The organism is Flavonifractor sp. AGMB03687 (assembly GCF_017811815.1).
In the GTDB taxonomy this organism is placed as follows: domain Bacteria; phylum Bacillota; class Clostridia; order Oscillospirales; family Oscillospiraceae; genus Flavonifractor.
In genome coordinates this window covers 23184-48046 of the sequence record NZ_JADKZI010000003.1, presented here as the reverse complement: position 1 = coordinate 48046, position 24863 = coordinate 23184, and the positions used below count along the sequence as shown (strand labels likewise).

19 protein-coding genes and 1 pseudogene are annotated in these 24863 nt (G+C 61.1%); 9 read left to right on the top strand and 11 right to left on the bottom strand.

The window, feature by feature from the left end; genetic code table 11:
• The first annotated feature begins 90 nt into the window (after positions 1 to 90).
• The 5 genes from J9789_RS06625 (at position 91) to J9789_RS06605 (ending at position 4979) form a co-directional block, all read left to right on the top strand.
• Complete coding sequence (locus J9789_RS06625; RefSeq protein WP_348633647.1) at positions 91 to 1278, top strand: AAA family ATPase; 1188 nt, start codon at positions 91 to 93, stop codon at positions 1276 to 1278.
• Positions 1266 to 1583 carry a plasmid mobilization relaxosome protein MobC gene (locus tag J9789_RS06620; protein WP_209343852.1) on the top strand — a complete coding sequence of 106 codons (318 nt, stop codon included), beginning with the start codon at positions 1266 to 1268 and terminating at the stop codon, positions 1581 to 1583. The genes J9789_RS06625 and J9789_RS06620 overlap by 13 nt, the downstream gene beginning before the upstream one ends.
• Before the next feature lies 1 nt (position 1584).
• Complete coding sequence (locus tag J9789_RS06615; RefSeq protein ID WP_209343850.1) at positions 1585 to 2895, top strand: relaxase/mobilization nuclease domain-containing protein; 1311 nt, start codon at positions 1585 to 1587, stop codon at positions 2893 to 2895.
• 49 nt (positions 2896 to 2944) lie between these two features.
• Positions 2945 to 3211 (top strand): hypothetical protein, encoded by a 267-nt coding sequence (locus tag J9789_RS06610; protein WP_209343848.1) that lies wholly within the window; start codon positions 2945 to 2947, stop codon positions 3209 to 3211.
• A 91-nt stretch (positions 3212 to 3302) separates the two neighbouring features.
• The gene (locus J9789_RS06605; protein ID WP_209343846.1) at positions 3303 to 4979 is read left to right on the top strand and encodes a recombinase family protein; all 1677 of its coding nucleotides are present in this window, start codon (positions 3303 to 3305) and stop codon (positions 4977 to 4979) included.
• Between the two features lie 72 nt (positions 4980 to 5051).
• Here J9789_RS06605 and J9789_RS17270 read toward each other — a convergent pair whose 3' ends face one another.
• Positions 5052 to 8054 carry an S-layer homology domain-containing protein gene (locus J9789_RS17270; protein ID WP_209343845.1) on the bottom strand — a complete coding sequence of 1001 codons (3003 nt, stop codon included), beginning with the start codon at positions 8052 to 8054 and terminating at the stop codon, positions 5052 to 5054.
• Between the two features lie 110 nt (positions 8055 to 8164).
• A complete protein-coding gene (gene hemW / locus J9789_RS06595) occupies positions 8165 to 9364 on the bottom strand; it encodes a radical SAM family heme chaperone HemW (RefSeq protein ID WP_209343843.1) in 1200 nt (399 codons plus the stop codon).
• Between the two features lie 160 nt (positions 9365 to 9524).
• Here hemW and J9789_RS06590 point away from each other — a divergent pair, with 160 nt between their 5' ends.
• The gene (locus tag J9789_RS06590) at positions 9525 to 10430 is read left to right on the top strand and encodes an RluA family pseudouridine synthase (RefSeq protein ID WP_209343841.1); all 906 of its coding nucleotides are present in this window, start codon (positions 9525 to 9527) and stop codon (positions 10428 to 10430) included.
• Positions 10431 to 10467: 37 nt separating this feature from the next.
• On the opposite strand, the gene J9789_RS06585 is transcribed toward J9789_RS06590, so the two are convergent.
• The 3 genes from J9789_RS06585 to J9789_RS06575 form a co-directional block, all read right to left on the bottom strand.
• Positions 10468 to 11271, bottom strand: coding sequence for a phloretin hydrolase (locus J9789_RS06585; protein ID WP_209343839.1), 804 nt, complete (start codon positions 11269 to 11271; stop codon positions 10468 to 10470).
• An 88-nt stretch (positions 11272 to 11359) separates the two neighbouring features.
• The gene (locus tag J9789_RS06580; protein ID WP_209343837.1) at positions 11360 to 13351 is read right to left on the bottom strand and encodes an FAD-dependent oxidoreductase; all 1992 of its coding nucleotides are present in this window, start codon (positions 13349 to 13351) and stop codon (positions 11360 to 11362) included.
• Positions 13352 to 13370: 19 nt separating this feature from the next.
• On the bottom strand, positions 13371 to 14315 hold the full coding sequence (locus J9789_RS06575; RefSeq protein ID WP_209343835.1) for a flavodoxin family protein: 945 nt from the start codon (positions 14313 to 14315) through the stop codon (positions 13371 to 13373).
• Between the two features lie 140 nt (positions 14316 to 14455).
• Here J9789_RS06575 and J9789_RS06570 point away from each other — a divergent pair, with 140 nt between their 5' ends.
• Together J9789_RS06570 and hcp are read left to right on the top strand one after the other, a co-directional pair.
• Positions 14456 to 15361, top strand: coding sequence for a LysR family transcriptional regulator (locus tag J9789_RS06570; RefSeq protein WP_209343833.1), 906 nt, complete (start codon positions 14456 to 14458; stop codon positions 15359 to 15361).
• Positions 15362 to 15473: 112 nt separating this feature from the next.
• Complete coding sequence (gene hcp / locus J9789_RS06565; RefSeq protein WP_209343830.1) at positions 15474 to 17114, top strand: hydroxylamine reductase; 1641 nt, start codon at positions 15474 to 15476, stop codon at positions 17112 to 17114.
• A gap of 45 nt (positions 17115 to 17159) precedes the next feature.
• On the opposite strand, the pseudogene J9789_RS06560 reads toward hcp, so the two are convergent.
• From J9789_RS06560 to J9789_RS06535, 6 genes and pseudogenes are all read right to left on the bottom strand, one after another.
• Positions 17160 to 17633 (bottom strand): annotated as a pseudogene (locus J9789_RS06560) (TspO/MBR family protein).
• A gap of 57 nt (positions 17634 to 17690) precedes the next feature.
• Complete coding sequence (locus J9789_RS06555; protein WP_209343829.1) at positions 17691 to 19028, bottom strand: FtsX-like permease family protein; 1338 nt, start codon at positions 19026 to 19028, stop codon at positions 17691 to 17693.
• Between the two features lie 3 nt (positions 19029 to 19031).
• Complete coding sequence (locus tag J9789_RS06550) at positions 19032 to 21146, bottom strand: hypothetical protein (protein WP_209343827.1); 2115 nt, start codon at positions 21144 to 21146, stop codon at positions 19032 to 19034.
• A complete protein-coding gene (locus J9789_RS06545; protein WP_209343825.1) occupies positions 21136 to 21870 on the bottom strand; it encodes an ABC transporter ATP-binding protein in 735 nt (244 codons plus the stop codon). Before J9789_RS06545 ends, J9789_RS06550 begins: the two co-directional genes overlap by 11 nt.
• 131 nt (positions 21871 to 22001) lie before the next feature.
• Positions 22002 to 23591: a HAMP domain-containing sensor histidine kinase gene (locus tag J9789_RS06540; RefSeq protein WP_209343823.1), complete on the bottom strand. Its 1590-nt coding sequence runs from the start codon at positions 23589 to 23591 to the stop codon at positions 22002 to 22004.
• Positions 23581 to 24255 (bottom strand): response regulator transcription factor, encoded by a 675-nt coding sequence (locus J9789_RS06535; RefSeq protein WP_209343821.1) that lies wholly within the window; start codon positions 24253 to 24255, stop codon positions 23581 to 23583. The genes J9789_RS06540 and J9789_RS06535 overlap by 11 nt, the downstream gene beginning before the upstream one ends.
• A gap of 259 nt (positions 24256 to 24514) precedes the next feature.
• Here J9789_RS06535 and J9789_RS06530 point away from each other — a divergent pair, with 259 nt between their 5' ends.
• Positions 24515 to 24856, top strand: coding sequence for a cupin domain-containing protein (locus tag J9789_RS06530; protein ID WP_209343818.1), 342 nt, complete (start codon positions 24515 to 24517; stop codon positions 24854 to 24856).
• Positions 24857 to 24863 lie beyond the last annotated feature (7 nt).

Genomic DNA, 24863 nt, shown 5'->3' with positions numbered 1-24863 from the left:
CAGAATAATCAAGTGAAAGGAAAAATACCTTTCCCGGAAGCGCTCACTGAGGTGGGCGCTTTTCATATTCAAAATAAGGAGGAATTGACCGTGAGAAAAAACAACGCACCGCTCCGCACAGTGGATGGAGCAACCTTGATGAGCCAGCCATTGCACTCGCCCAATTTTGTGGTGGACACCCTGCTTGCGCAGGGCCTGCACATCCTGGCAGGCTCCCCGAAGGTGGGCAAATCCTGGCTGGCTCTGTGGCTGGCCGTGACAGTGGCCAAGGGAGAACCGGTGTGGAACATGACCACCAGGCAGGGCACCACCCTCTATCTCTGTCTGGAAGATTCCGTCCTCCGTATCCAGAATCGGCTGTTTGAGATCACGGAGGACGCACCAAGCAGCGTCCACTTCTGCACCGAGTGCGACCTCATCGGTCAGGGACTGGAGGAACAGGTGGAAACATTCCTCAACGCCCACCCCGATACCGTGCTGGTCATCATCGACACCCTGCAGATGATCCGTCCGATCCACGACGCCACCTACGCCAACGACTACCGGGATCTGTCTGTGCTCAAGCGGTTGGCGGACAAGCATGGCATTGCCATCCTGCTCATCCACCACCTGCGGAAAGAAAAGGCGGAAGATGTGTTCCACCGGATCTCCGGGACCACTGCCATCAGCGGCGCGGTGGATTCCAGCTTCACGCTGGTGGAAGAAAAGCGGGGCAGCGGCAGGGCCAGACTGACCTGCGTGGGCCGGGACATCGAATACCGCGAGCTGGAGCTTCGACGCGGCGAGGAAAATGTGTGGGAGTTGGTTTCAGACAGCAGAGAAGAACCCGTGTTTCATGAGGATCGGATCGTCGTTCTCCTCTCTGCATTTATGAGCACCAGAACAGTATTTATCGGCACTCCCACGGAGCTCTCCGAAAAGATCGACCCTGATAAGGCCGAAGGAGTAACGCCCAAAAAGATTTCAAGACTGATCCTGCAAAGCGTTGAGGCCCTAAGGAAGAACGGAATTGCTGCAGTGGTCCGCCGAAGCAACGGCAAGCGTGTAATTGAGCTGAATCGTGCCGATAGTGTCGATTTGGAGGGTGCCGGAGAAATCGTCCCTATCGACCCTGCTGCCGTTGACCAACCGTCTGGAGAGGGCGCGGCGGGGGCCGTGGAGACGGATTCCTCCCTTCGGGGAGGGCAAGCATCGCGCCCGGCTATACGCCGCGCACAGTTTCGGGGCGCTGCCCCGTACCCGGCCCCTGAGGGGGAGGAGGAGCAATGCAGAGAGTAAAAAAGAGTGAGATCATCACCCTGCGGGTGACGCCCCGTGTGAAAGAAGCTATCCGGGAACGAGCCAAGGCCGCTGGCCTGACGGTCACCGATTACCTGTGCTACAGCGGACTGGGAAAAGAGATCGTGCGGGTGGAAGGGTTAGAACAGGTGCTGTCTGAACTGAAAGCCCAGGGGAGAAATCTAAATCAGCTCACCACCCTGGCCAACATGGGGAGAGTATCTGTAGTCAAAGGTGAAACGCTGGCAGAAAACTATGGAAAAATCTATGAACAGCTCCGAGAGCTGTTACGGGAGGTGACTTGAGATGGCAACCTTCACCGCAATCAAAAATCGTGGCGGTGGCAGAGGTGCTCTGGGTGGTGTGCTGCGCTATGTCCAGCAGGAAGAGAAAACCACATGGGAAGATCGTCGGCTGGTCTCCGGCTGGAACTGCACCGCCCAAAGTGTCTGCTCCGAAATGCAGCTCACCAAGGAGCGGTTCCATAAGACAGATGGCAGACAGTACTATCATTTCGTGCAGTCCTTTGACAAGCAGGATGACCTGTCCCCACAGGAAGTTCACGCTATTGGGCTGGAACTAGCCCAGCGTGAGTTTCCAAACTTTGAGGTGTTAGTGGCCACCCATATGGACACAGAGCATCTCCACAATCACCTGGTGGTGAACAGTGTGAGCTTCCAGAGCGGCAAGAAACTCCATCAAAGTGCCGCCGACCTGCAGACCCACCGGATAGCCAACGATGAAATCTGCGTTGCCCACGGTCTGGAGATCCTTCCGCCACCGCAGAAGCAGGTCAAGCAAAAGCGGATGAGCACCAGAGAGTACCGCTCCGCCGCGAAGGGCGAGAGCTGGAAGTTCCGCCTCATGAACACCATTGACCAGTGCATGCGGTACGCTGCCAGCAAGGAGGAATTCATCTCTCTGATGGAGAGCGAGGGGTATCAGGTGCGCTGGACGGACAGCCGGAAGAACATCACCTACACCACACCCAAGGGAATGAAGTGTCGGGACGACCGGCTCCACGAGGAAAAGTACGCAAAGGAGGTTATGGAACATGAGTTCAGAATCCGGGCAGCGCTTGCCCATGGAGGAATTGAAGCGGAGGAATGCTCCGCAGACTATGATACCGCAAAACTGTCCCGGCAAGGAGGAGTGGCAGGAGCTGCTCCATCGGCTGGACGAGCTGGAGCGGCACACAGCGGCACACACATCCCTTCTGCGGGAGGCTTCCAGCTGGAGGGAGCCGTGCCCCACCCAGGCGCAGATGGAGGCACTGACGCGGGATGTGGCGGAAGTACAGCGGCTGCTGCAACAGGCTGGGAAGAAGAAAGAGATTTCTGTTTCTCCGCCCAGTCTGGGAACGGCAATATCGGTCATAGTATGGCTGGCTCTGATTTTGCTGGGGACTATGGTGGGGATGGTGGTCTTGCAGGTGATCTGGTCCGGCTTGGCCGCTCTCTGGAGCGTGATCAAGCTGCTGATCCCATAAGGGATGCCACAACCATGCACCAACACACGGACCGAAAAACGCTCCGTCGGGAACGGCAAATAAAAATCGCCCTCGGTCACAAGGAGGACGACCACGAAGAAGAACAGACTTGGCAGCAGACCATGTAACGGTCTGCTATTTTTGTTGCCTGACCGCAGGTCAGGAGAAAGGAACGATATGGAGTATCAATTCAAATACAACGAGCGTCCCCACTTCGATCATGAGGAACTGCAAGGGGTTGAGGACATTCCCTCCGCCAAGGCGGTGCGGGATACCGCAGTGGAAGAAAGAGACGGCAAGATCATAAAAAGCCGCCGGCAAAGTGTGTGCGGAAGAGAGTACATTGTGCTTGCGGAATTTGGTTTCGGAGGAACGCAGTCTACGGTCGAACTTCTGAAGCAAGTCATTGATCTGGAAGAAGACGCAAAAAATATTTCCGCCTGAAAAGTGTGTTCCCATAGACAAACAAACCGATTGAGGGTATTGTATGGTTGCAATCTCTCAATCGGTTTGGCATTTTATGAAGGAGGTCAATGTGTTACAGCCAAACCAAAAGATCACGGCACTCTATTGCCGTCTGTCCCGAGACGATAATCTGGAGGGCGACTCTAATAGCATCCAGAACCAAAAACTCATCCTGCAGAAGTACGCAGATGAGAATGGATTCCAGAATACCAGATTTTATGTGGACGATGGCTATTCCGGAGCAAGCTTCAATCGCCCGGCCTTTGAGCAGATGATGGATGATATGAACAACGGCGACATCGCCGTCATCATCACAAAGGATCTCTCTCGTCTTGGCAGAAACCAGCTTCACACCGGTCTTTATATTGAGGAGATCTTCCCATCCAACGATGTGCGCTACATCGCTGTCAACGACAATGTGGACACCAAGTATGAAAACAGCAACGAACTAATGCCCTTCAAGAATTTGTTCAACGAGTGGCATGTGCGAGACTGCAGCCGCAAGGTGCGGAATGTGGTGAATGCCAAGGCACAGAGGGGAATCCGGGTAGGGACACGAGCTCCCTATGGCTACCGTAAGGGCGCAACAAAAGACTCTTCTCTGCTGGTGGACGAGGAAGCGGCAGCTGTCGTCAAACGCATTTTCGCCATGTGCGCCGGTGGAATGGGACCGTCCCAGATCGCAAAGCAGCTTAAGAAAGAGCATATCTACAGTCCATCCATGTACGCCTATACGAAATTCGGCACATCCCATTCCGGGCTGAATACGGAGCGTCCCTATAACTGGACCGGCGACATGGTGGCGGATATGCTTCAGAACATGGTCTACCTTGGACACACGGTCAACCTCCGCTACAGCACCAAGTCCTACAAGGACAAAAAGAGGTACGAACGCCCCAAATCCGAGTGGCTGATCTTTGAGCACACGCATGAAGCGCTGGTGGATCAGGAAACCTGGGATATCGTACAGGAGGTACGATCCCATAAACGCCGCCGGACAAATATGGATGAGCAGAATATGTTCTCTGGATTAGTGTACTGTGCGGACTGCGGTATGCCCATGGTGCTGCACCGGGCGCACACCATGAAGCCGGAACAGAACAATTTCACCTGCCGCACCTACAAGAAGGATGGGTCTGATGTATGCAGTGCTCACTATGTCCGGGAAGTGGCACTGAAGGAAATCGTGCTGGAAACGATCCGCAGAGCCACACAGTTTGCCCGGAGCGATCCGGAGCGGTTTGCAGCCTACATCCAGCAGAAACAATCCACTGAGGTGGCAAAGGAGATCCGGGGCTTAGAGCGAGAGCTGTCCGCCATGCGGAAACGGGATGGGGAACTGGATATGGTGTTCAAGCGAATGTACGAGGACAGTGCCCTGGGACGGGTGAGCAATGAGCAGTTCCGCTTGCTGTCTGAGGCATACTCCAAGGAGAAAGCGCAGCTGGCCGAAACCATCCCTGACACGGAGGAGTGCTTGGAGAAACTACGCAGCAGCATGGCCAATGCCAAGAACTTCATCGCCAAAGCCAGAAAGTTTACCGACATGACAGAACTGACCCCGGAATTGCTCCGTACCTTCGTAGCGAAGATCATCGTGTATGAAAAAGAGGTCAAATACTCCAAGCACGCACCGCAGAAAATCCAAATCTGTTTCCGGGACTTCAACCTTAACGAGACAGACGATGTGATTCTCCGCGGAGAGACAACAGAAAAGGCAGACAGTGCAACTGCACTGCCTGCCTAATCCGAGGACACGCCTCAAGATACCCCTATCAGGAGTAGCGGAAGGCGCACTTTTTTCTTACTCAAATTCAACTCACAGCATGGCGTACAGCAGCTTGGCTACCTCGCCGCGGGTGATGGAGTCGGAGGGGCGGATCTGGTTGTTGTTGCCGCTGACCACGCCCTGGGCCACCAGGGTCTTGACGTAGGGGAGGGACCAGGAGGGCACCTGCCCGGCGTCGCTGAAGGTCAGATCGGTCTGGGCGAAGCCCTTGGCCTGGGTGCGGCCCAGGATGGTCATGGCCTCGGCACGGGTAATGGTGGCCGAGGGGTTGGCCAGCAGCTGGCCGCCGCTGGAAGCACCCTGGAGGATGCCCAGGCTGTACATAGCCTTGACCTCGGTCAGAGCCCAGGAGGGGATGCTGGCGGTGTCGGCGAAGGGCAGCTGCACGCTGGCGTAATTGGCCAGGTCCAGGTCCATCCACCGGGCCACCAGGGCGAAGAACTCGGCCCGGGTGATGTTCTTGTCTGGCTGATACAGAGGAGTGGAACCGCCGGTACCCTGGGACACGCCCTGATCGTACAGGAAGGTGGCGTAGGGCTCTGCCCAGTGGCCGGTCATGTCGGCGAAGGGGCTGGTCCGGCTGGAGGCGGGCTTGATGTCCGCCGAGGCCCGGCCCAGGTTGCCGCTGGCGTCGGAGACGGTGACGGTGGCACGGTGATAGCCGTTGTCAGCGGAAGGGAGGGTGGCGGTCAGGGTACCGGCGGCCTCATTCCAGGAGCCGGTGATGACGGTGCCGTCGTAGGTGAGAGTCACCTGGCTCTGGGGAATGGTGGCGTCCACATCATCCTGCACGGTGGCGGTGAGCTGGGTGCCCTTCACGGAGACCTTCACCGTGGAAGCGGTGGTGTCGGTGACCTTCTGGTTGGCGGTGACCAGCTGATCCAGCCAGATGGCGCCGGAGGTCTTGCTGCCGCCGTAGATCACATCCAGGCTCAGCAGGGAGGTGGCGCCGGTGGGCAGCTGGACCATCACGTATTTCCAGCCGGTGAAGTCCAGGCTGGTGAGCAGGAACTGCTGGACCTGGTAGCTGGAATCCAGGGTGCTGGCCATCAGGGTGTTGCCCGAGCCGTCGCCGTATACCCACATGCCCAGCCAGCTCTCGCCGGAGGGGATGGACAGGGAGGTGGACAGGGAGGCGGTGCCGCTGGCGGCGTTATAGGACAGCTTCAGGCTCTGCTTGCCGTTGTGGATGTAGTCGGAGGAGGTCTCCCCGGAGACGGTGGCGGTAGACGTGCTGGTGAAGGCGGACAGATTGCCCTCGCAGTTGTCCAGAGTCTTGACGTGACCGGCGATGGTCACGGGGATGGAGACGCTCTTGCCGCCGGCGGACACGGTCAGGGTGCCGCTGCCGCTGGTGGAGGCGGCGGTGAGCACGCCGTTGGCGTCCACAGTGCCCAGAGAGGGGTCCAGGGACCAGGTGAAGCAGGTATCCTGGGCGGAGAGGGACAGAGAGCGGTAGATGGCGGTGGCCTTCAGATTGATCTGCTGGCCGGGGTCCAGGCTGAGGGAGCTTACCTTGGCTCCGGTGGACTCGTTGGTGATGGTAATGGAGTCCGGGGTGGAGACGGTGGTCAGGTAGGCGGTGCCCGAGGCTCTGCTGTCGGAAGCGGTGACCTGGGAGAAGCCGCTCTGGCTGCCGGCGGTGAACAGACCGTTCTGATCCACGGTGCCGCCGCCCTCCGATACGGACCAGGTGACCTCATTGCCGGTGGTGGGGTAGTAGCTGGTGTCCAGACCGGAAGCGGAGAGCTGGACGGTGGCGCCGGAGAGCAGCATGGAGTCGGTGGGCGTCACATAGTAGCTGTCCAGCTGGCCGGTGGGCTGGAGGGTGGTGGTCAGGAAGATGGCGGTGCTGTTGGCCCGCTGGGAACCATCGGAGGGGCGGTTGATGACCTGCATGCCGTCGGTCTCCGGATAGGTGACGCCGATGGTGGTGGAGCCGCCGCCGTCCATGGCCACCGCATCCACACAGCCCAACTCAATGAGCCGCTGGGCCACCTGGGTCAGGGTGCAGCCCACGCTGTAGCCGGACTGCTTGCCGTCGATGGTGTAGAAGATGGCGGAGCTGTCAGCTTTGACGCCCACCGCTGTCCAGGCGGTACGCTCTGAGGGCAGGCCGGAGTTGACTTGGCCGTCAGAGACGATCTTGTAGGTGCCGCCGATGGCCTGGTCCACGTTGTTCCAGCGCTCGTCGGTGCTGGTGATGGACAGGGTCACGGTGTCGCCGGGCTGGAGTGCCCGGAGCTTAGCCAGAGTGTCGGCGTTATCCTTGGCGTTCATGGTGAGCACCGCCTTCCCCTCGGGAATGGCGATGCTGCCGGTGGATTCCAGCACCTGCTCCACCTGGTACTGGACCTGCTGACCGATGGTGGGCTGGGTGGCGCTGACCCCGTCGTCCACCGGGGCCAGGATCACGTCCACACCGGCTTCGGTGTTCTGGGTGGTGGTGGCAAAGTCGGAGGTGAGCAGGGTCAAACCGCCGCTGGCATCGCTGGCGGTGGTCTTGCGCACCTTGTTGATGGCGCCGCTGAGCTTGAAGGTCTGGCCGCCGAAGGTGACGGTGGTGGAGAGGGCGGGCTGGCCGATGAAGGCGGTGCCGTCCTCATTGAAACCCACAGCCCAGGCGTTGTTGTAGTAGGGGGTGGCCCGCACCACGCCGTCGGTGACCAGCAGGCCCACGGTGGAGCCGGTGCTCAGCACATACCAGTCGCCGTTGATGCCGGAGACCACCCGCTTGCCCTGATTTTCCAGGCTCTTGGCCATGGTAGACAGGGACTGGCGGTTGAGTACCTTGTCGCCGTAGGCCACAGTAGGTACCACATTCTCATTGGGGCTGTAGGATATGTAGTACTCATGGCGCAAATCGGAGTAGCTGTCACTCCAGAAAATATTTTTGCCCAGGGTGGCGCCCTGAGACAGCGGGACCTGGCCGGTGTGCACGTCCCAGCCCAGGGCATAGGAGGCGGACGCCGCGGTAACGGTCAGGGCCAGAGCCAGACCCAGTGCGGCGCCTCGCCGGATAAAATGCTTCATGATCGTCCTCCTGAAGTCAAGTCGGTTTACGGGTAGATACATACGTTATGTTAACACAAAAGCCGCCGCTTGTAAACCAGCGGCGGCTTTTCCTGTGGATACAGCAATGATTAGGCTTCTTCCGGGCGGCCCTGCCGCAGACGGGGCAGGGTCTTTTCCAGCGTGGCCTCCTCCTGAATGGCAAGCAGATCTCCGATGAGCTGATTGGACACCAGGAAGCCCTTGGGGGTCAGGTGCCAGCGGCGGTCGTGCCGCTCCGCCCAGCCCTGGCGCTCATATTCCTCCAGCTTCTGCTCGATGGGGTCAAAGTTGAGGAAGAACTCCCGCCGGTATTCCCACTCCTCGATGCCGCGGGTGGTGCGCAGGCGGAGCATCAGATATTCGCTGCCCCGCTCCCGGCTGGGGATCAGGTCGGAAGCGTCGATGACGGCGCCGCCTCCCAGCACGCCGGAGATATAGCCCTCCAGGTCCTGGACAAAAGAGTAACGGCGGCCGCCGAAGTCGGAGTGGGCCCCGGGGCCGAAGCTGATATAGGGGTGCCCCATCCAGTATTTCAGGTTGTGGCGGGACTGGAAGCCCGAGCGGGCGAAATTGGAGATCTCATACTGGCGGTAGCCCTCCTGGGCCAGGCGGTCCACCGTCCACAGGTACATGTCGGCCTGGTCGTCGTCGTCAGGCAGTTGCTCGCCCCGGGAGACCCGGTAGTCCAGGAGTGTGCCCGGCTCCACCTTCAGCCCATAGCAGCTCAGGTGCTCCGGCTTTAGGGCCAGCACCTGCTCTACCGTGTTCTGCCAGCCCTCCATGGTCTGGCCGGGCAGGCCGTAGATCAGATCCAGGCTGATGTTCTGGAACTTGGCCGCCCGGGCGGCCTTTACCGCCTCCACGGCCTGTTCAAAGGTATGGGGCCGGTGCAGGCACTGCAGCTCCTGGTCGCAGGCCGACTGGACTCCCAGGGACAGCCGGTTCACACCCGCCCGCCGGAGGGCCTGGAGCATTTTCAGGTCCACGCTGTCCGGGTTGCACTCCACGGTGATCTCAGCGTCCTTGGCCAGATCAAACCGCTTGGAAATGAGCCGCAGCAGCTCCCGCAAACGCTTCTCCCCATAGAAGCTGGGGGTACCGCCGCCGAAATAGACGGTGTCGATCTGCAAGCCCCGGGTCTGGGGGGCGGTTTCCTTCATGTGGGTGATTAAGGCCTTCTGGTAGTCGTCCATCCGCCCCTCCTGACCGGCCAGAGAGTAAAAGTCGCAGTAGTCGCACTTGCTGCGGCAAAAGGGAATGTGGATGTAGATGCCCAGCTTATCTGCCATAGACGGTGCCTCGCTTCCTGAAGGGTACGGCAATCGGGATACAAAGGCATCCGCGATTGAGCCTCAGCTAAAACAGTAACCCTTATTATACAACAAAATCCGTGGTTTGAAAAGCACAGATGGCCATGCTATACTGAAAAACAGAAAAGGAGGGCGGACTATGACCGGAAAAGAGGGCAGACGGCTGACGCTGACGGTAGCAGCGGCGTGGGAGGGCGAAAAGATCGACACCCTGCTGCGGCGGGAGCTGGGGTTGTCGGGCACCGTCATCAAGCGGATCAAGTGGCTGGAGGACGGCATCCTGCTGGACGGCGTCCGGGCCATTACCGGCCAGCGGGTGACGGCGGGCCAGACCCTCACCGTCCGGGTGGCCGACCCGGCGCACACAGAGCGGCCCACCCCCACACTGGGACCGGTGGATGTAGTCTATGAGGACGGGGATCTGCTGGTGGTCAACAAGGTCCCTGGTGTGCTGGTCCATCCGGGGCCGGGCAACGGGACGGATACCCTGTGCAACCACATCGCCTGGTATCTTCAGCAGCGGGGGGACAGCAGCGGTGTCCACCCGGTGCAGCGGCTGGACAAGGGGACCTCCGGTCTGCTGGTGATCGCCAAGCATCCGGTGGCCCAGGAGAAGCTGAAGGGGCAGCTCCACACCCCCCAATTCCGGCGGATCTATCTGGCAGTGTGTGACGGGGTACCCCAGCCGCGGCAGGGGCGGGTGGACGCCCCTATCGGCCGTGTGCCGGGCTCTCTGGTGGAGCGGCAGGTGGACCCGGCGGGGCAGCAGGCCGCTACCCGCTACCGGGTGGTCCAGACCGCCGATGGCCGGGCTCTGGTGGAACTGGAGCTGGAGACCGGGCGCACCCACCAGATCCGGGTCCACATGGCCCATCTGGGCTGTCCCCTGACCGGGGATTTCCTCTATGGGCGAGAGGACAAAAACCTGATCGGTCGGCCCGCACTCCATTCGGCGGAGCTGTTCCTGACCCATCCCATCACAGGGGAGCCCATGCACTGGCAGGTACCCCTGCCGGGGGATATGGCTGCGTTGATGGCAGAATAAAGAAAGGGCGTGCTGCATGGCAGCACGCCCTTTGTGATTACCAGTTGTCCTTGTTCTCGGCGTAGACCTGAGGCAGGATGGCGGCCAGATGGCCGAACTCCTTCAGGTTGTGGGCGAACAGGCCCTGGACGATCTCCAGGGGGACGGACACGCCGTCGGGCACCAGCTTCACCAGCTGGCCGTCCACCAGGCCGTAGCCGATCCAGAACCGGGAGCGGAGCACGATGCCGCCCTCCACCTCGCGGACGAAGTGAGTCATGATGGCGGCCACACCTTCACCGGGGACGGGGCCGTGCCCGTTGGCGCACATCATGGTGGCGCAGGCCTCGGTGCCCACCTTGGACTCATCGTAGCCCATCTCGTGTGGGTAGCGGAAGTTGAGGATCAGGGGATCAGGACCGCCGCCGATGTCCTCCAGCACCACGTGCTGGGTGCCCCAGGTGCGCTCCCGCATGGGGAGGGACTGGTCCAGGGTCTTTTCCCGGTTCTGCTGACGGGCGTAGAAGTGGTCCTCGGGATCCCAGATCCGATAGCGCAGGTCCTCCAGGCTGTGCCAGGCGAACCACCAGTCAAACATCTCGGGAGTGACTCCGGGCATGAAGGTGCTGTTGGCCAGGAAACCGGCGCCGTTCTCCATCACACAGTAGCCAATCTCGCAGGGCAGATCGCCGGGGAGGAACAGGTCGTTGCGGTCCTCGATCTTCAGGGCCAGGGAGGGGTCAATGGGACCGCCGGCCAGCACGGCCAGCTTCTCCTCCGGGATGGGGGTGATGGGCAGATCATAGAATTTGGAATAGGGCAGAGCCCGCTCTTCCGCGGTCAGCGGGGCGCGTTCAGGCATAATGATCGCTTCCTTTCTTGGAATACAGGATAAAAGGTTTTCCCTTGAAAGGCTTGCCTTTCAAGGGAAAACAAGATGATAAGAGAAATTACTTGCCGACTTCGATACCGGCCAGATAGCCGCTGCGGGTGGCCTGATCCACCTTGCCGGGCTGGATGGCGTCGCCGATGACCCAGGTCTTCATACCCTTGGCCTCGGCGGCCTCCTTCAGGGCGGAGATGTCCACGCTCTTCATGCCCAGGGCGAAGAGGACGGTGTCGGCCTCCAGAGTCTGGACGCCGTCGGCGTTCTCCACCTTCACGCTGGTGGGGGTGATCTCCAGGCAGCGGGTCTTGGGCATCATGCCCATGCCGCACTTCTCCATCTCCAGGATGAGGGCCTCACGGTACATACCGAAGGACTCATTGGCTAGCCGGTCCAGCATCTCCACCACAGTGACCTCGTGACCGGTCTTCTGGAGGAACAGGCCGGCCTCGCAGCCCACCAGGCCGCCGCCCACCATGACGATCTTGTGGCCGGGCTTCACTTTGCCGTCGTACATGTCCATGGCCTTGTGGGCGTGCTCGATGCCGGGCACGGGAGGACAGGTGGGCAGGGAGCCGGTGGCGAAGATGACGCCGTCGGCGCCGAAGGAGCCGATGTTGTCGGCGGTGACGGTGGTGTTAAAGCGCACGTCGATGTCGCGGCGCTCCACCTCGCGGACCAGCAGATCCTTGAAGTTGTGCAGGTCGGGCTTGTCGGTGTCCACGTCGGTGAACCGCAGCAGACCGCCCAGATAGTCGGCCTGCTCAGCCAGGATCACCTTCTGGCCCCGGTCACAGGCGGTGATGGCGGCCTGCATACCGGCCACGCCGCCGCCCACGATGAGAACGGTCTCACACTTGGAGGCGGGAGCCAGAGCGTCGGGGTCGAAGGGCAGGTGAGCCAGGGGGTTGATGGTGCAGTGGCCCACGTAGAGGGCCAGCTCCTCGCTGGTGAAGGGCAGATCGTCGTAGCCCTCCTCGGGGGAGCCGGGGAAGCACTTGTAGCAGCGCAGGCAGCGGCGGATCTGATCCTCCTTGCCCTCACGGGCCTTGTTGGCAAACTCGGGGTCGGCCAGCATCTGGCGGCCCAGGATAGCGAAGTTGATCTTGCCCTCGGCGATGGCCTGGTCGCACATCTCGGGGGAGTTGATGCCACCCACGGCGCCCACGGGCAGCTTGGTATACTTCTTGATGATGGCGGCGTTGTCGATGTTCAGACCGTGGGCGTGGAACATGGAGCTCTCGGTGCCGGACTTGACGGACTCCTCATAGATGCCGCAGGTCACATGGACGGAGGTGATGTAGGGCTCGGCCATAGCGATGAACTCGCCGGTCTCCTCGGGGGTGATGCCGCCGGGCTGATGGTCGGTGCCGTCGATGCGCAGCTCCACCAGGAAGTCGGGGCCCACCGCCTCGCGGACGGCCTTCAGGATCTGGAGGGGGAAGCGGGCGCGGTTCTCCAGAGAGCCGCCGTAGTTGTCGGTACGGGTGTTCATCAGGGGGGAGAGGAACTGGGTGAAGATGAAGCCGTGGCCGCCGTGGATCAGGATGCCGTCAAAGCCGGCCTTCTGCATGTAGGTGGCGGCAATCGCAAAGTCGTTGGCGATGCGGGCCATGTCGTCCTCGTTCATGGGACGGACCTTCACACCGGCCAGGTTGGTGGTCTCGATGGGGCCAATGGCCTCCTGTCCGGGGCCGAAGGGCACCTTCTCCTTGCCGCAGTGGACCAGCTCGGCCAGAGCAACAGCACCGTGGCGCTTGATGCGGCGGGCGTACTCACCCACGGCGTTGAAGGTCTCCATGTCCTCCTCGGGCTTGGCGAAGTCGAAGGGGCGGAAGCCGGGGATGCGGACGGCGTCGGTGAAATTGACGTCGGTCTCACCCACGATGACGCAGCCGTTGCCGCCCTTGGCGCTGGCCTCCAGCTTGCGGTAGGTGAAGTCCCGGGCCTCGGGATTCTGGACGATGAGGCCGAAGGCCATGGGGGCGCTGACGATGCGGTTACGGTAGGTTACCTTGCCCACCTGCATGGGGGCAAACAGATGCTCGAATTTCATGGAAACAGGACTCCTTTCGTTAAATACCGGGAAACTGGATGTTTCTGTACTTGGGCAGACGCTCGGCCACCAGCTGGCGCTTGGCGGGGTCCATGAAAAAGCCACCCTGGGTCTCGGCGATCTCATCGCAGTGGACGCCGCGGCCCTCCTCAGTGGTGCGGTCGCGCTCCAGACCGTTTTCCGCGATGACGAACTTCCAGCGGCCGTCCTCGGTCTGCTCCAGAGTGCCGCCGGCGCCGCACACCACGCACTCGATGGGGTAGTGCAGGCCCTTCCACTGGGGCTCGCCCAGGCAGAGGGCATTGGAGTGGCAGTTGGGGCACCAGCCGTAGTCGGGATCGCCCAGCCACTTGCGCTCGGCAACGGGGGTGTTCAGGGCCTTCATGATGTTCTGGCCCATCTCATGGGCCCGGGCCAGCTTCTCCTCATAGAGAAGCACCTGGGCGGGAGCGGGGACCTGGGTAGCCATGTACATGTCCACGATCTTGAAGCTGTTGGTGAAGGTGGTGGCCTGCATGCACTCCAGGGCCATGGACTGCCAGGAGCGGGTGGAGCCGCCCACCGCGATCAGGCCGCCTACCCGATCCCGGGGGGCAATGGCGCCGATCTTGGTCAGGAAGGCCGATTCATAGGCCAGGTTGCGGTGCATGAACTTGAGGAACAGGGAGGAAGGCATCAGATCGTAGGTGGGGGCGGAGAAGATCACCGCGTCCTGCTCCAGCATCACGTCCATGATCTTCTGCTTGTCATCTTTGTCCGCCAGAGAGCAGCCGGTATTCTTTCCCATAGACATACCGATGGTACAGGAGGTGCAGCCGTTGCAGTCCAGCAGCTCGTAGTCCTTCAGGTTGATCATACGGACCTCGGCGCCCATCTCCTGACAGGCCAGCAGGGCCTCCTTGAGCAGGATCTCGCAGTTGCTGTCTTTACGGCCGGCAGTAACGCCCATGACTTGAAAACCCATGTTTCTTGCTCCTTCATACAATAATTTACGCTGAATATGGTAACACCTTGGTGCAAAAAAGAGAAATTCAGGTTTTCTGGACCATTGATAAAATACTTTTATCAATATATAATGGAATCCGGAAAGGAGCGGATACCGCCATGCATTTGGAGCAGCTGCGCTATTTTCTCTCCGTAGCCCGCCACCGGAACTTTACCGAGGCGGCCAGAGAGTTTTACATGACCCAGCCCGCCATTACCCATCAGATTTCCGCCCTGGAGCGGGAGCTGGGGGCCAAGCTCTTCCTGCGCACCACCCGGAACGTGTCCCTGACCCGGGCGGGAGAGCTCTTTCTGGAGGACGCCAAGCGGATGCTGGACCTGGAGGAGCGGGCTATGGACCGTCTGCGCCAGGCGGAGCAGACAGACAACCTATCCCTGAAGATCGGCTACCTCAACAGCCCCTGCCGCCATTTTCTGCCCAAGCTAATGCGGGAGTACCGCAGCCGCTATCCCCAGGTGCGGGTGGAGCTGGTGCGCGGCGTGGCGGAGGATCTGCAGAAGGGCTGTGAGGAGGCGGCCTATGACGTGGCCTTCTCTGTACTGTCCGATTTGCAGGGCATGAGCCAGTACCACTGCCGCCGGTTGGTGGCCGACTTTTACTGCCTGGTGTGCCCACCGAATCACTCCTGCCTGGACAACACCGCCATTGACTACGGCAGGCTGGCTACCGAGCCCTTTGTCTGCCTCTCCCGGGAGGGCGGCAGCTATATGTACAAGCAGTTCCGGGATATCTGCCGGGACATGGGCTTCACCCCGCGGGTGGCGGCGGAGTACCCGGCCATGGAGGACGTGCTGTTTGCAGTGGAGTGCGGACAGGCCCTGGCTATCCTGCCCTACCACATCCGGGAGTACATGCATACCGATCTGGTTTTTTTGCCGCTGGATGGCACCAGCCCCGTCATTGAGGTGGGGGTGGCCTGGCGCAGGCAGTCGGACAACCCGGCAGTGCGCTGGTTCATTGATCTGATCCACCATTACCTGGTAGAGCAGCCGAACCTCTTTTAATTTGTGGCGAAAAACCTCCGAATTCTGTTGCTTCTGCAACGGAATAGTGTGGGGCAGGTGTCGTATACTACGGCCAGAACGACAAACACCCCATCCCCAAGGAGGAACACCCATGGAACACAACATGTTTTGCTATCAGTGCCAGGAGACCGCCGGCTGCAAGGGCTGCACCCGGGTGGGCGTATGCGGCAAGGGGCCCGATGTGGCTGCCATGCAGGATCTGCTGGTTTATGTGACGAAGGGCCTGTCCGCGGTTACCACCGCTCTGCGGGCTCAGGGCAAGGCGGTGGAGACGGCGGTCAACCACCTGATCACCCTCAATCTGTTTACCACCATCACCAACGCCAATTTTGACAAGGCCGCCATCGAAGAACGTATTCGCATGACGCTGGATACCAAGAAGGAGCTGCTGGGTCAGATCAGCGACACCGCCGGCCTGCCTGAGGCCGCCCTGTGGGACGGCTCCGGCGACTGGGAGGCCAAGGCCAAGACCGTGGGCGTGCTCTCCACTGAGAATGAGGATATCCGCTCCCTGCGGGAGCTCATCACCTATGGCCTCAAGGGCCTGTCCGCCTACTCCAAGCACGCCAACGCCCTGTTGCAGGACGACGGCGAGGTGGATGCCTTCCTCCAGAAAGCCCTGGCTGCCACCCTGGACGACAGCCTCACCGCCGACGACCTGGTGGCCCTCACCCTGGAGACCGGCAAGTACGGTGTCTCCGGCATGGCCCTGCTGGACAAGGCCAACACCGGCGCCTACGGCAACCCGGAGATCACCAAGGTCAACATCGGTGTGGGCAAGAACCCCGGCATCCTGGTGTCCGGCCACGACCTGCGGGATCTGGAGCAGCTGCTGGAGCAGACCCAGGGAACCGGCGTGGACGTGTACACCCACTCCGAGATGTTGCCCGCCCACTACTACCCCGCTTTTAAGAAGTACCCCAATTTTGTGGGTAACTACGGCAACGCCTGGTGGAAGCAGAAGGAGGAGTTCGAGTCCTTCCATGGTCCCATCCTCATGACCACCAATTGCATCGTGCCCCCAAAGGACAGCTACAAGGACCGGCTGTATACCACCGGTGCGGCGGGTTTCCCCGGCTGCAAGCACATCCCCGGTGAGATCGGGGAGAAGAAGGACTTCTCCGCCCTCATCGAGCATGCAAAGCACTGTGCCCCGCCTCAGGAGATCGAGACCGGCGAGATCATCGGCGGCTTTGCCCATGCCCAGGTGCTGGCCCTGGCCGACCAGGTGGTGGAGGCGGTGAAATCCGGCGCCATCAAGAAGTTTGTGGTCATGGCGGGCTGCGACGGCCGTGCCAAGAGCCGGGACTACTACACCGAGTTTGCCAAGGCCCTGCCCAAGGATGCGGTGATCCTCACCGCCGGCTGCGCCAAGTATAAGTACAACAAGCTGGATCTGGGCGATATCGGCGGCATTCCCCGGGTGCTGGACGCCGGTCAGTGCAACGACTCCTACTCTCTGGCGGTCATTGCCCTCAAGCTGAAGGAGGTCTTCGGCCTGGAGGACATCAACGACCTGCCCATCGTATACAACATCGCCTGGTATGAGCAGAAGGCAGTCATCGTGCTGCTGGCTCTACTCTACCTGGGGGTGAAGAACATCCATCTGGGTCCCACCCTCCCCGCCTTCCTCAGCCCCAACGTGGCCAAGGTGCTGGTGGACAACTTCGGCATTGCCGGGATCGGCACCGTGGAGGAGGACATGAAGCTCTTCTTCGGCGAGCAGGCTTAAACAACAAACGGACCGGCAGGAAACCCTGCCGGTCCGTTTTCTTGTTCAGTTGAGCCGCCACACACCGAAATTCAGATAGGCGGCGAAGGTCACCCACAGCAGATAGGGAACCTGCAGCCAGGCGGCGGGTGGGTCCACCTGCCGGAAGGAGAAGATCATCCACAGGATCAGCCCCCACAGGATGAGCAGCCAGATCAGCGCGAGGCCGAAGGCCTAGAAGTTGAAGAACAGGATGCTCCAGAAGAAGTTGAAGGCCAGCTGGAGCAGAAAGATGCGCAGACTTCTGGTGCGGGCGGGGGATGACTCCGCCAGATAGATCCGGGCCGCCCCAATGCCCATCAGGACAAAGAGGATGCCCCAGACGATGGGAAAGACCATGGCGGGCGGGGAGAGGGGCGGCTTTACGATGGTCTCACTGTAAAGCTCAGAACCCTGTCGGGTCAGCCATCCGGACAGAAAGCCCACCGCCTCGGTAAAGAGGATCCACAGAACATAGGGAATCCATTTGCGTTCTTTCATCTGAAATCACCCGGGGATAGCATATGCCGGGGAAGAAAAAATATGCGGCGACGGGTGTTATTCGCTTTTGATGGCCTCCAGAGCGGGAATGCGCACCGCCTTATTGGCAGGGTAGTAGCCCGAGCCCAGGCCGATGAGGATGGAGAAGGCCACGGCGAAGAGCAGCAGCCAGGGCGGAATGATGGAGACCCGGGTCACCGACTCGCCGCCTACAATGGCGGGGATCAGATTTTCGATGGATGGCCCCAGTGAGACCAGGTTGATGGCGATCATGGCCCCGAAACTGATGACGCAGCCGATGAGCCCGCCGATGAGGCCGATGGCCCCTGCCTCGGACAGGAACATGATGCGGATATCGCTGACATAACAGCCCAGGGACTTCATGATGCCGATCTCCCGGGTGCGCTCAGAGATGGACATGATCATGGTGTTGGTGATGCCCAGGGCGGCAACAAAGAGGGAGATGGCGCCCAGGCCGCCCAGCATCAGCTGCTTCTGCCGGGCCTCCTTCTCCATGGGCTTGCGGATGCTCTCCATGGATTCGGTGGGGTAGCCCATGGCCTTGATCTCCCGCTCCACCGGCTCTACCTGTTCAATGCCTTTGACCTTGACCATGATGGACTCATAGGCGGGCTTCTTGCCCTTGCGGCCCTGGGTCTTTTCGATCAGCTTCTGCAGGTCGGTCATGTTGAAGAGCAGGCCCTCGGAGGTCTCGCTGCCCTTGGAGTAGTCCTCCTTCACCACCCCAACCGGGGTGAGGGGGAGGGTGACCTTGCCGTTCTGGGTCTCCACTTCCATGGTCAGCTGACCCTTCAGGGGATTGAAGTAGGGTGGGGGCAGTTCTACGGGTTTGCCGCTGTCGTCAAATTCGGCGCTCCAGCGGTCGATGGTATTGCGGCCCTCGGGGCGCAGGGTATCCTTGAAGTTGTAGGCCAGATACTGGCCGATGAGCACCTCGCCCTCCCGCTTGGGCGGGGTGCCCTCCACCAGGCGGTAGCCCATCTGCTCCAGGGCGTTGGTATCCACGCCCACCACGGAGGTCCAGTCGGCCACATAGCGCCTGCCGGCTCCCGCGATGAGGGAAATGGACTCGGCCTCCAGGTTCAGCTTGGGGGTGAGAGCCTCCACACCGGGGAGACTCCGGATGCGCCGCAGCAGCGGGTCGTCCAGCTTGACCTTGCCCCGGCCGCCCTGGGGGGCATTGACGGTGATGATGGTCAGGTCGCCCATCTGGGCCAAGGTGCGTTCCTGGGCCTCCTTCATGCCGATGCCCAGAGACACCATAATCACGATGGAACAGCAGCCGATGAGCACGCCCAGCACGGTGAGAAAGGTACGGGATTTCCGGCGCATCAGGTTTTGCAGGCAGATGCGCAGCATATCCTTCCGCTTCATGGCTCAGGCCTCCCCGTTGGAGGAAGTGTCGTCCCAGTCGTCCCAGCTGTCGGTACCGGCAGCTTTGCTGTCCCGCTTCTTCTTCCAGATCAGGAAGCCGGCTCCGCCGGCCAGGACCGCGCCGCCGGCAGCCAGACCCACCGGCAGCCAGGGGAAGCCACCCTCCTCGGCAGCGGGATCGAAGTCGTCTGGGAAATCCTCCGGAGGAGGAGCAGCGGTCACATGAAGAGTGACGGGGAATTCCCGGGTCTGGACCTGCTGGTCGGCGTTCTCGTAGCTGATCTTCAGAACCACGTTGATGTCGCCCTCGGTCATGGGGGTGAGGGCAAAGCCGATGTTGCCGTTGGCACCGGCGGTGACATTGCCCAGGTACTGGGTGCGGGCGGGGGTCTCCACGTCGTCACCCACCACGGTGGCCTCCAGGTTGGCCAGGTCGTCCTTGCCCTTGTTGACATAGGCCAGCAGCAGCTCGGTCTCCTCACCCACGTTCACCGACTCGGGGACGGCAGGGGCATTGATCTGGAAACGGTCGGGCTGATAGACGGGCAGGGACAGCTTGATGTCGGAGGTGGTCTGGGACCGCTTCTCGCCGTCCATATACTCATACTTGAAGGAGAGGGAGATGCTCTGGGCGCCGGTTTTTCCGGTGGGAATGACCCGCATGGGGATGGTCTGAGCCTGATTGCCGCCGGGGCCGATGGCCTTGTAGAAGAAGGTATTGGTGCCCGCGTCCATGGTGAAGGTGTCTCCGCCGTCCACGGTGAGTACCACATTCTCAATGCGCACGGCGCCGGTGTTCTCAAAGGTAATGCCCAGGGGGAAGGCGCTGCCGGCAGCTACGGAGCCCTCTCCGAAGGAGAAGCTGCGCACTACCACATTGGGCACCGAGGCGTCCGCCTTGGAGGGTACGTTGGTGGACAGGTTGACCTTGTCGGAGGAGGTGGCCTGGGTCAGCATGCCGCCGTTGTCATAGCCGAATTTCAGCTCGGCGCTGAGGGACTGGCTGGTGGTGGTGTTGCCACGGGCCGCCTGGACCCGCACGGCGATGCTGACCGTCTTGCCGGGGTCGATGTCGGGCAGCAGGAAGGTGGCGGCGTCGTTGAGCACCATCAGGGACTCAGAGGGGGTGATGGCCACCACCGGCTTCACCAGACGGGTGGAGCTGGTGTTCTGGAACTGCATGGTGATGGTGGCGCTCTCCTCAGGGGCCAGAGGGCGCTCCAGCGGCGAGCGGGTGATGAGGACCACCGGCTGGGGCACGCTGTCCCGGCCCAGGGCGGGGATGTTGATCTTGTCGGTCATGGTGCCCTGCACGGTGGAGACGTTATTGAAGTAGTTGAACTTCAGGTCCACACCCAGGGACTGGGCGGGGGAGGGGATGGTACTGGAGGCCTGCACCATGACGGTCAGGCTGACGCTCTTTTTCCCGGCGATATCGGGCAGAGGGAAGGAGGAAGATCCTCCGGCGATGCTGATGCCGTCGGTGGGGGTGAAGGTGACCACCGGGGAGGTGAGACGGGTGCGGCTCAGATTTTCAAAGATGATCGTAACCGGAATGGACTGGCCGGCCTCGATGGGCTTGTCCATGGCGCTGCGGGACACCAGCACGGTGGGGGCGGGGATGGGTTCCGGCGGTGTGGGGACTGGCTCGGGGGTGGGTTGGGGGGCCTCGTACACCACCGCCTCGGTGATGGTGAGCTCCAGGGTCTGGTAGCTGTCCGGCTGACCGGCGGTGCCCACCTGGAGCTTCAGATTCTGGCCCACGCCCTTGTAGGTCAGACCGGTGAGGTGGACGGCGTACACCAGGGGGGCGTCAGGTGCGGAGGTCTTCTCCACAAACAGCACGCCGCCGGTGAAGCTGTCGTCCAGCTTGGTGATGTCCAGGGCCTTGGGGTCGTTTTGGCCGGTGCCGTCGCCGGTGTCCTTGATGGAGACCGTGATGTCCACCACGCTGCCTTTGGTGATGCTGTAGACCGTGGTGCCGGCGGAGTTGGTTACCCGGTAGCCGGTGATATACAGGTTGCTGCCCTCGGCGGCAAAGACCGCCGGCAGGCTGGCTGCCAGTATGGCCAGCAGCAGGAGCACAGACAGGCCTGTGCGCAGTATGCTATGCTTCATGGGGAAATCTCTCCTTTTGATTGACTTCGTTGCTTACGATCTCGCCGTCGATGAGGGTGACGATCCGGTGGGCGTAAGAGGCCATCTCCGGATCGTGGGTGACCAGAATGATGGTCTGATGGTAGTCCCGGGCGAAGGTACAGATCATGTCCATGATCTCCACCGTGGTTTTGGAGTCCAGGTTGCCGGTGGGCTCATCGGCAAAGACCACGTCTGGCCGGGCGATGAAGGCCCGGGCAATGCCCGCCCGCTGCTGCTGGCCGCCCGACATCTGCCGGGGAAAGTGGTCCAGCCGGTGGGCCAGGCCTACCCGGGTGAGCAGCTTGCGGGCTGCTGCCTCCCGCTGGGCCTTGGGGACCCCCCGGAACATCAGGGGAAGGGCCACGTTTTCGGTGGCGGTCAGGTTGGGCAGCAGGTTGTAGGACTGGAACACAAAGCCTGGGTGCCGCTGCCGGAAAGCGGCCAGCTGGTTTTCGTTCAGCCGGGAGATGGGTACGCCGCCGATGCGGACCTCTCCCCGGGTGGGCTTTTCCATGCCCGCCAACTGGTTGAGCAGGGTACTTTTGCCCGAGCCGGAGGTGCCGAAGATACAGCAGATCTCCCCTCGGGATACATTGAGATTGATGCGCTTGAGCGCCACCACCGTCTCGTCGCCGATGGGGTACTCCTTGCGGACGTCTTTAACTTCAATAATGGGGCGGCTGCGCAGGTCAGGCCCATTCATAGGTGTTGCCCCCTTTCGAAGGGAGAGTATATCGGGGGAAACTTTATTCCCCGTGTGCGTTTTGTTAAGATTCCTAAAGACAGAAGAAAGAAAAAAGACGCTCTGGACCAAAGGGTCCGGAGCGTCTTGGCTCAATCGGAGGAGTCGGGGTGGCACAGGGGCAGAGTGAGGACAAATTCAGTACCGGTGCCCCGGGCGGGACGGGGGGAGAGAATGATGGCCCCGCCGTGGAGCTCCAGGATACGGCGGGTGATGGCCAGTCCCAGGCCGCTGCCCTGGCCGGAGCGGGCGTCGCTGCCCACCACAAAGGGCTCAAAGATATCCTTGGCCCGCTGGGGCGGGATGCCGGTCCCGTTGTCTGCCACGGTGAGGACCGCCTGGTCCTCCCGGGCAGTCACGGTAAAGAAGAGCATGGTGCCCAGCCGGTTGTGACGCAGGGCGTTGGACAGCAGATTGTCCAGCACCCGGCGGAATTGCAGCGGATCCAGCTCACAGCGCAGGGGGTGGTCGGGCAGGTCGATGTCTAGGCCAAAGCCTGCCAGATCGATCTCATCGTATTTTTCCGCCAGATAGGCCCGCAGGAACTCACACAGGTCGGTGGGCTGGGTGTGGAGCACGAACTCCGGATGCTCCACCTTGCTGTACTCGTGGAAGGCGTTGACCAGCTCGGTGAGGGCGGCTGCCTTGCCCTGGATGGCCTGCAGGTAGCGTCCCTGCTCCTCGGGCGGCACCTTTCCATCCTGAATGGCATCGATGTACCCGGCGATGACGGTGATGGGGGTCTTGAGGTCGTGGGAGATGTCGGCGATCAGCTTCTGGCGGCCCTGATCCAGCCGCCGCCGCTCCGCCTCGCTCTCCGCCAGCCGGTCGGAGAAGCGGTCAAAGCTCTCGCCGATGCGGCGGATCTCCCGGGTGCCGCCGCAATCCCCCACCCGGACCATGCGGCCCTCCGACTGGGAGACTACCGCCTCGTTGAGCCGCTGCAGGGGACGGCCGATCCGGCGGCTCAGCCAGGTGATGAACAGCCCGGCGCTGAGCAGATACAGCGGCAGAAAGAGCAGCCAGATCCGCCAGGAGCTTTGCAGCCGCCGGGTGTAGTCGGCGTCGCTGAGGGAGGCCTCCCGCATCAGCACGGTCATGGGTGTGCCGTCCTGGCTGAGATAGCTTCCCCGGAAGAGGGTGCAGCCGGGAAACCGCCGCCCGGACAGGTAGGCAAACTCCCGAGGAGTATAGTCCATCCTTCCGTCGGCGGGCTCGCCGAAAATCACTTGATAATACTCGTCCAGCACCACGGTTTCCACCTTGCCGGTGGATATGGATTGCCGGAGCACCAGGTAGCGGGGCGTGCCGTCGACTCCGGTCTGCTCAAAGGTGCTGACCATGGTGTCTTCATCCCAGGCGGGAACGCAGGCCAGCTCGTCGGCGGTGCAGATGGGATCAAAACCGGAAGCGGAGGTGTAGATCAGCATGGAGTCCCCGTCATAGACGGCGAAGGCACTGCCGGTATTGCCGGTATAGCGGTCCAGACGCTCATAGCTCCCGGCGGCCAGGGCCGGGTCGGCCATCAGGCCGGACCAGTCCGCCGGACGGAAAAGCCGGTCCAGCCAGGTGTTCCACAGCAGGAAGATCCCGCCGGCAATGAGCAGCAGGGTGAGGGTGAAGAGCAGGTAGTTGCGCACCAGCAGGCCGAACAGACTGCCGGGAACCGGTTTACTTTTCAAGCTTATACCCCAGTCCTCTCACGGTAATGATATAGCGGGGGTTCTTCGGGTCGGCCTCCAGCTTGTCCCGCAGCTTGGAGATGTGGACCATCATCGTGTTGTCGTCACCCTCAAAATAGGGGCCAACCGCCCCCTCGTACAGCTGGATCTTGGTAAAAATGCGGCCGGGGGAGCGCATGAGCAGGGCCAGGATCTTGTACTCCATGGGAGTCAGGGGGATAGAGACCCCTCGCTTGGTGAGCTGGCAGGTGACGGTGTCCAGATTCAGGTCCCGGACGGACAGCACGTCCCGGCCTGTCCGCCCCACCCGGCGCAGCTGGGCCTTTACCCGGGCCACGATCTCCACCGGGTTGAAGGGCTTGGCGATATAGTCGTCAGCCCCCAGATTGAGGCCCAGGATCTTGTCGTTATCCTGGCTCTTGGCGGACAGAATGAGAATGGGCAGCTCGCTGTACTGGCGCAGGGCCCGGGTCAGCTCAAAGCCGTTGAGGCCGGGCATCATGATGTCCAGAATGGCCATGTCCGGGCTGTGGGTCCGGGCCAGCTCCAGCGCTTTGGCACCGTCCTCCGCCTCCAGGACCTTGAAGCCGTCCCCCTCCAGATAGAGCCGCAGCAGGCCACGGATGTCGGCGTCATCCTCCGCAATGAGGATCAGAGGCGTCATGGGTTATCCCTCCTTTGATACTTCTTTCATAGACCTTATTGTATCAGAGGACAGACCGGTGGAAAAGGCTGCCGATGCAAAAAATCAGGGCCTTAAAAAATTTTAAGAATTGCCCATAACAGATAAAAAATATGCCGATACGTTGCAAAAGCAACAGACAAAAACCTATAAAAATGCTATGATATAAACACAAAAGGAAAGGAAGCCGCGGCAGAGGTGCAAGAGCCGCCGCTGCGGCATAGCCGGAAAGGAGAAAACCATGGCTTATATTAAAAATATGGAACCGGAACAGGTGGTCAGCCTGGCCGGTCAGGTGAGTGTGAATCCCGGACAGATCGTGAGCCGTACCCTGGCTCAAAATCCCTATGTAAGTGTGACGCTCTTTGCTTTTGCCAAGGGCGAGGAGATCGGCACCCACGACTCGGAGGGGGATGCCATGGTGTTGGTGCTGGAGGGTACCGGCCGGTTTACCGTGGATGGCCGGGACTATGTGCTCCAGGCCGGAGAGAGCTTGGTGATGCCGGCCAAGAAGCCCCATGCGGTCTACGCGCCGGAGAATTTTAAAATGCTGCTGACCGTGGTCTTTCCCACGGAGAAATAAGAGGTGA

Bases quoted from the DNA above. Each gene is read 5' to 3' on its own strand.
- J9789_RS06580 (WP_209343837.1), bottom strand. From the start codon at position 13,351: ATGAAATTCGAGCATCTGTTTGCCCCCATGCAGGTGGGCAAGGTAACC.
- J9789_RS06575 (WP_209343835.1), bottom strand. From the start codon at position 14,315: ATGGGTTTTCAAGTCATGGGCGTTACTGCCGGCCGTAAAGACAGCAAC.
- J9789_RS06535 (WP_209343821.1), bottom strand. From the start codon at position 24,255: ATGACGCCTCTGATCCTCATTGCGGAGGATGACGCCGACATCCGTGGC.
- hcp (WP_209343830.1), top strand. From the start codon at position 15,474: ATGGAACACAACATGTTTTGCTATCAGTGCCAGGAGACCGCCGGCTGC.
- J9789_RS17270 (WP_209343845.1), bottom strand. From the start codon at position 8,054: ATGAAGCATTTTATCCGGCGAGGCGCCGCACTGGGTCTGGCTCTGGCC.
- J9789_RS06615 (WP_209343850.1), top strand. From the start codon at position 1,585: ATGGCAACCTTCACCGCAATCAAAAATCGTGGCGGTGGCAGAGGTGCT.
- J9789_RS06550 (WP_209343827.1), bottom strand. From the start codon at position 21,146: ATGAAGCATAGCATACTGCGCACAGGCCTGTCTGTGCTCCTGCTGCTG.
- J9789_RS06585 (WP_209343839.1), bottom strand. From the start codon at position 11,271: ATGCCTGAACGCGCCCCGCTGACCGCGGAAGAGCGGGCTCTGCCCTAT.
- J9789_RS06590 (WP_209343841.1), top strand. From the start codon at position 9,525: ATGACCGGAAAAGAGGGCAGACGGCTGACGCTGACGGTAGCAGCGGCG.
- J9789_RS06530 (WP_209343818.1), top strand. From the start codon at position 24,515: ATGGCTTATATTAAAAATATGGAACCGGAACAGGTGGTCAGCCTGGCC.
- J9789_RS06620 (WP_209343852.1), top strand. From the start codon at position 1,266: ATGCAGAGAGTAAAAAAGAGTGAGATCATCACCCTGCGGGTGACGCCC.
- J9789_RS06570 (WP_209343833.1), top strand. From the start codon at position 14,456: ATGCATTTGGAGCAGCTGCGCTATTTTCTCTCCGTAGCCCGCCACCGG.
- J9789_RS06545 (WP_209343825.1), bottom strand. From the start codon at position 21,870: ATGAATGGGCCTGACCTGCGCAGCCGCCCCATTATTGAAGTTAAAGAC.
- hemW (WP_209343843.1), bottom strand. From the start codon at position 9,364: ATGGCAGATAAGCTGGGCATCTACATCCACATTCCCTTTTGCCGCAGC.
- J9789_RS06610 (WP_209343848.1), top strand. From the start codon at position 2,945: ATGGAGTATCAATTCAAATACAACGAGCGTCCCCACTTCGATCATGAG.
- J9789_RS06555 (WP_209343829.1), bottom strand. From the start codon at position 19,028: ATGAAGCGGAAGGATATGCTGCGCATCTGCCTGCAAAACCTGATGCGC.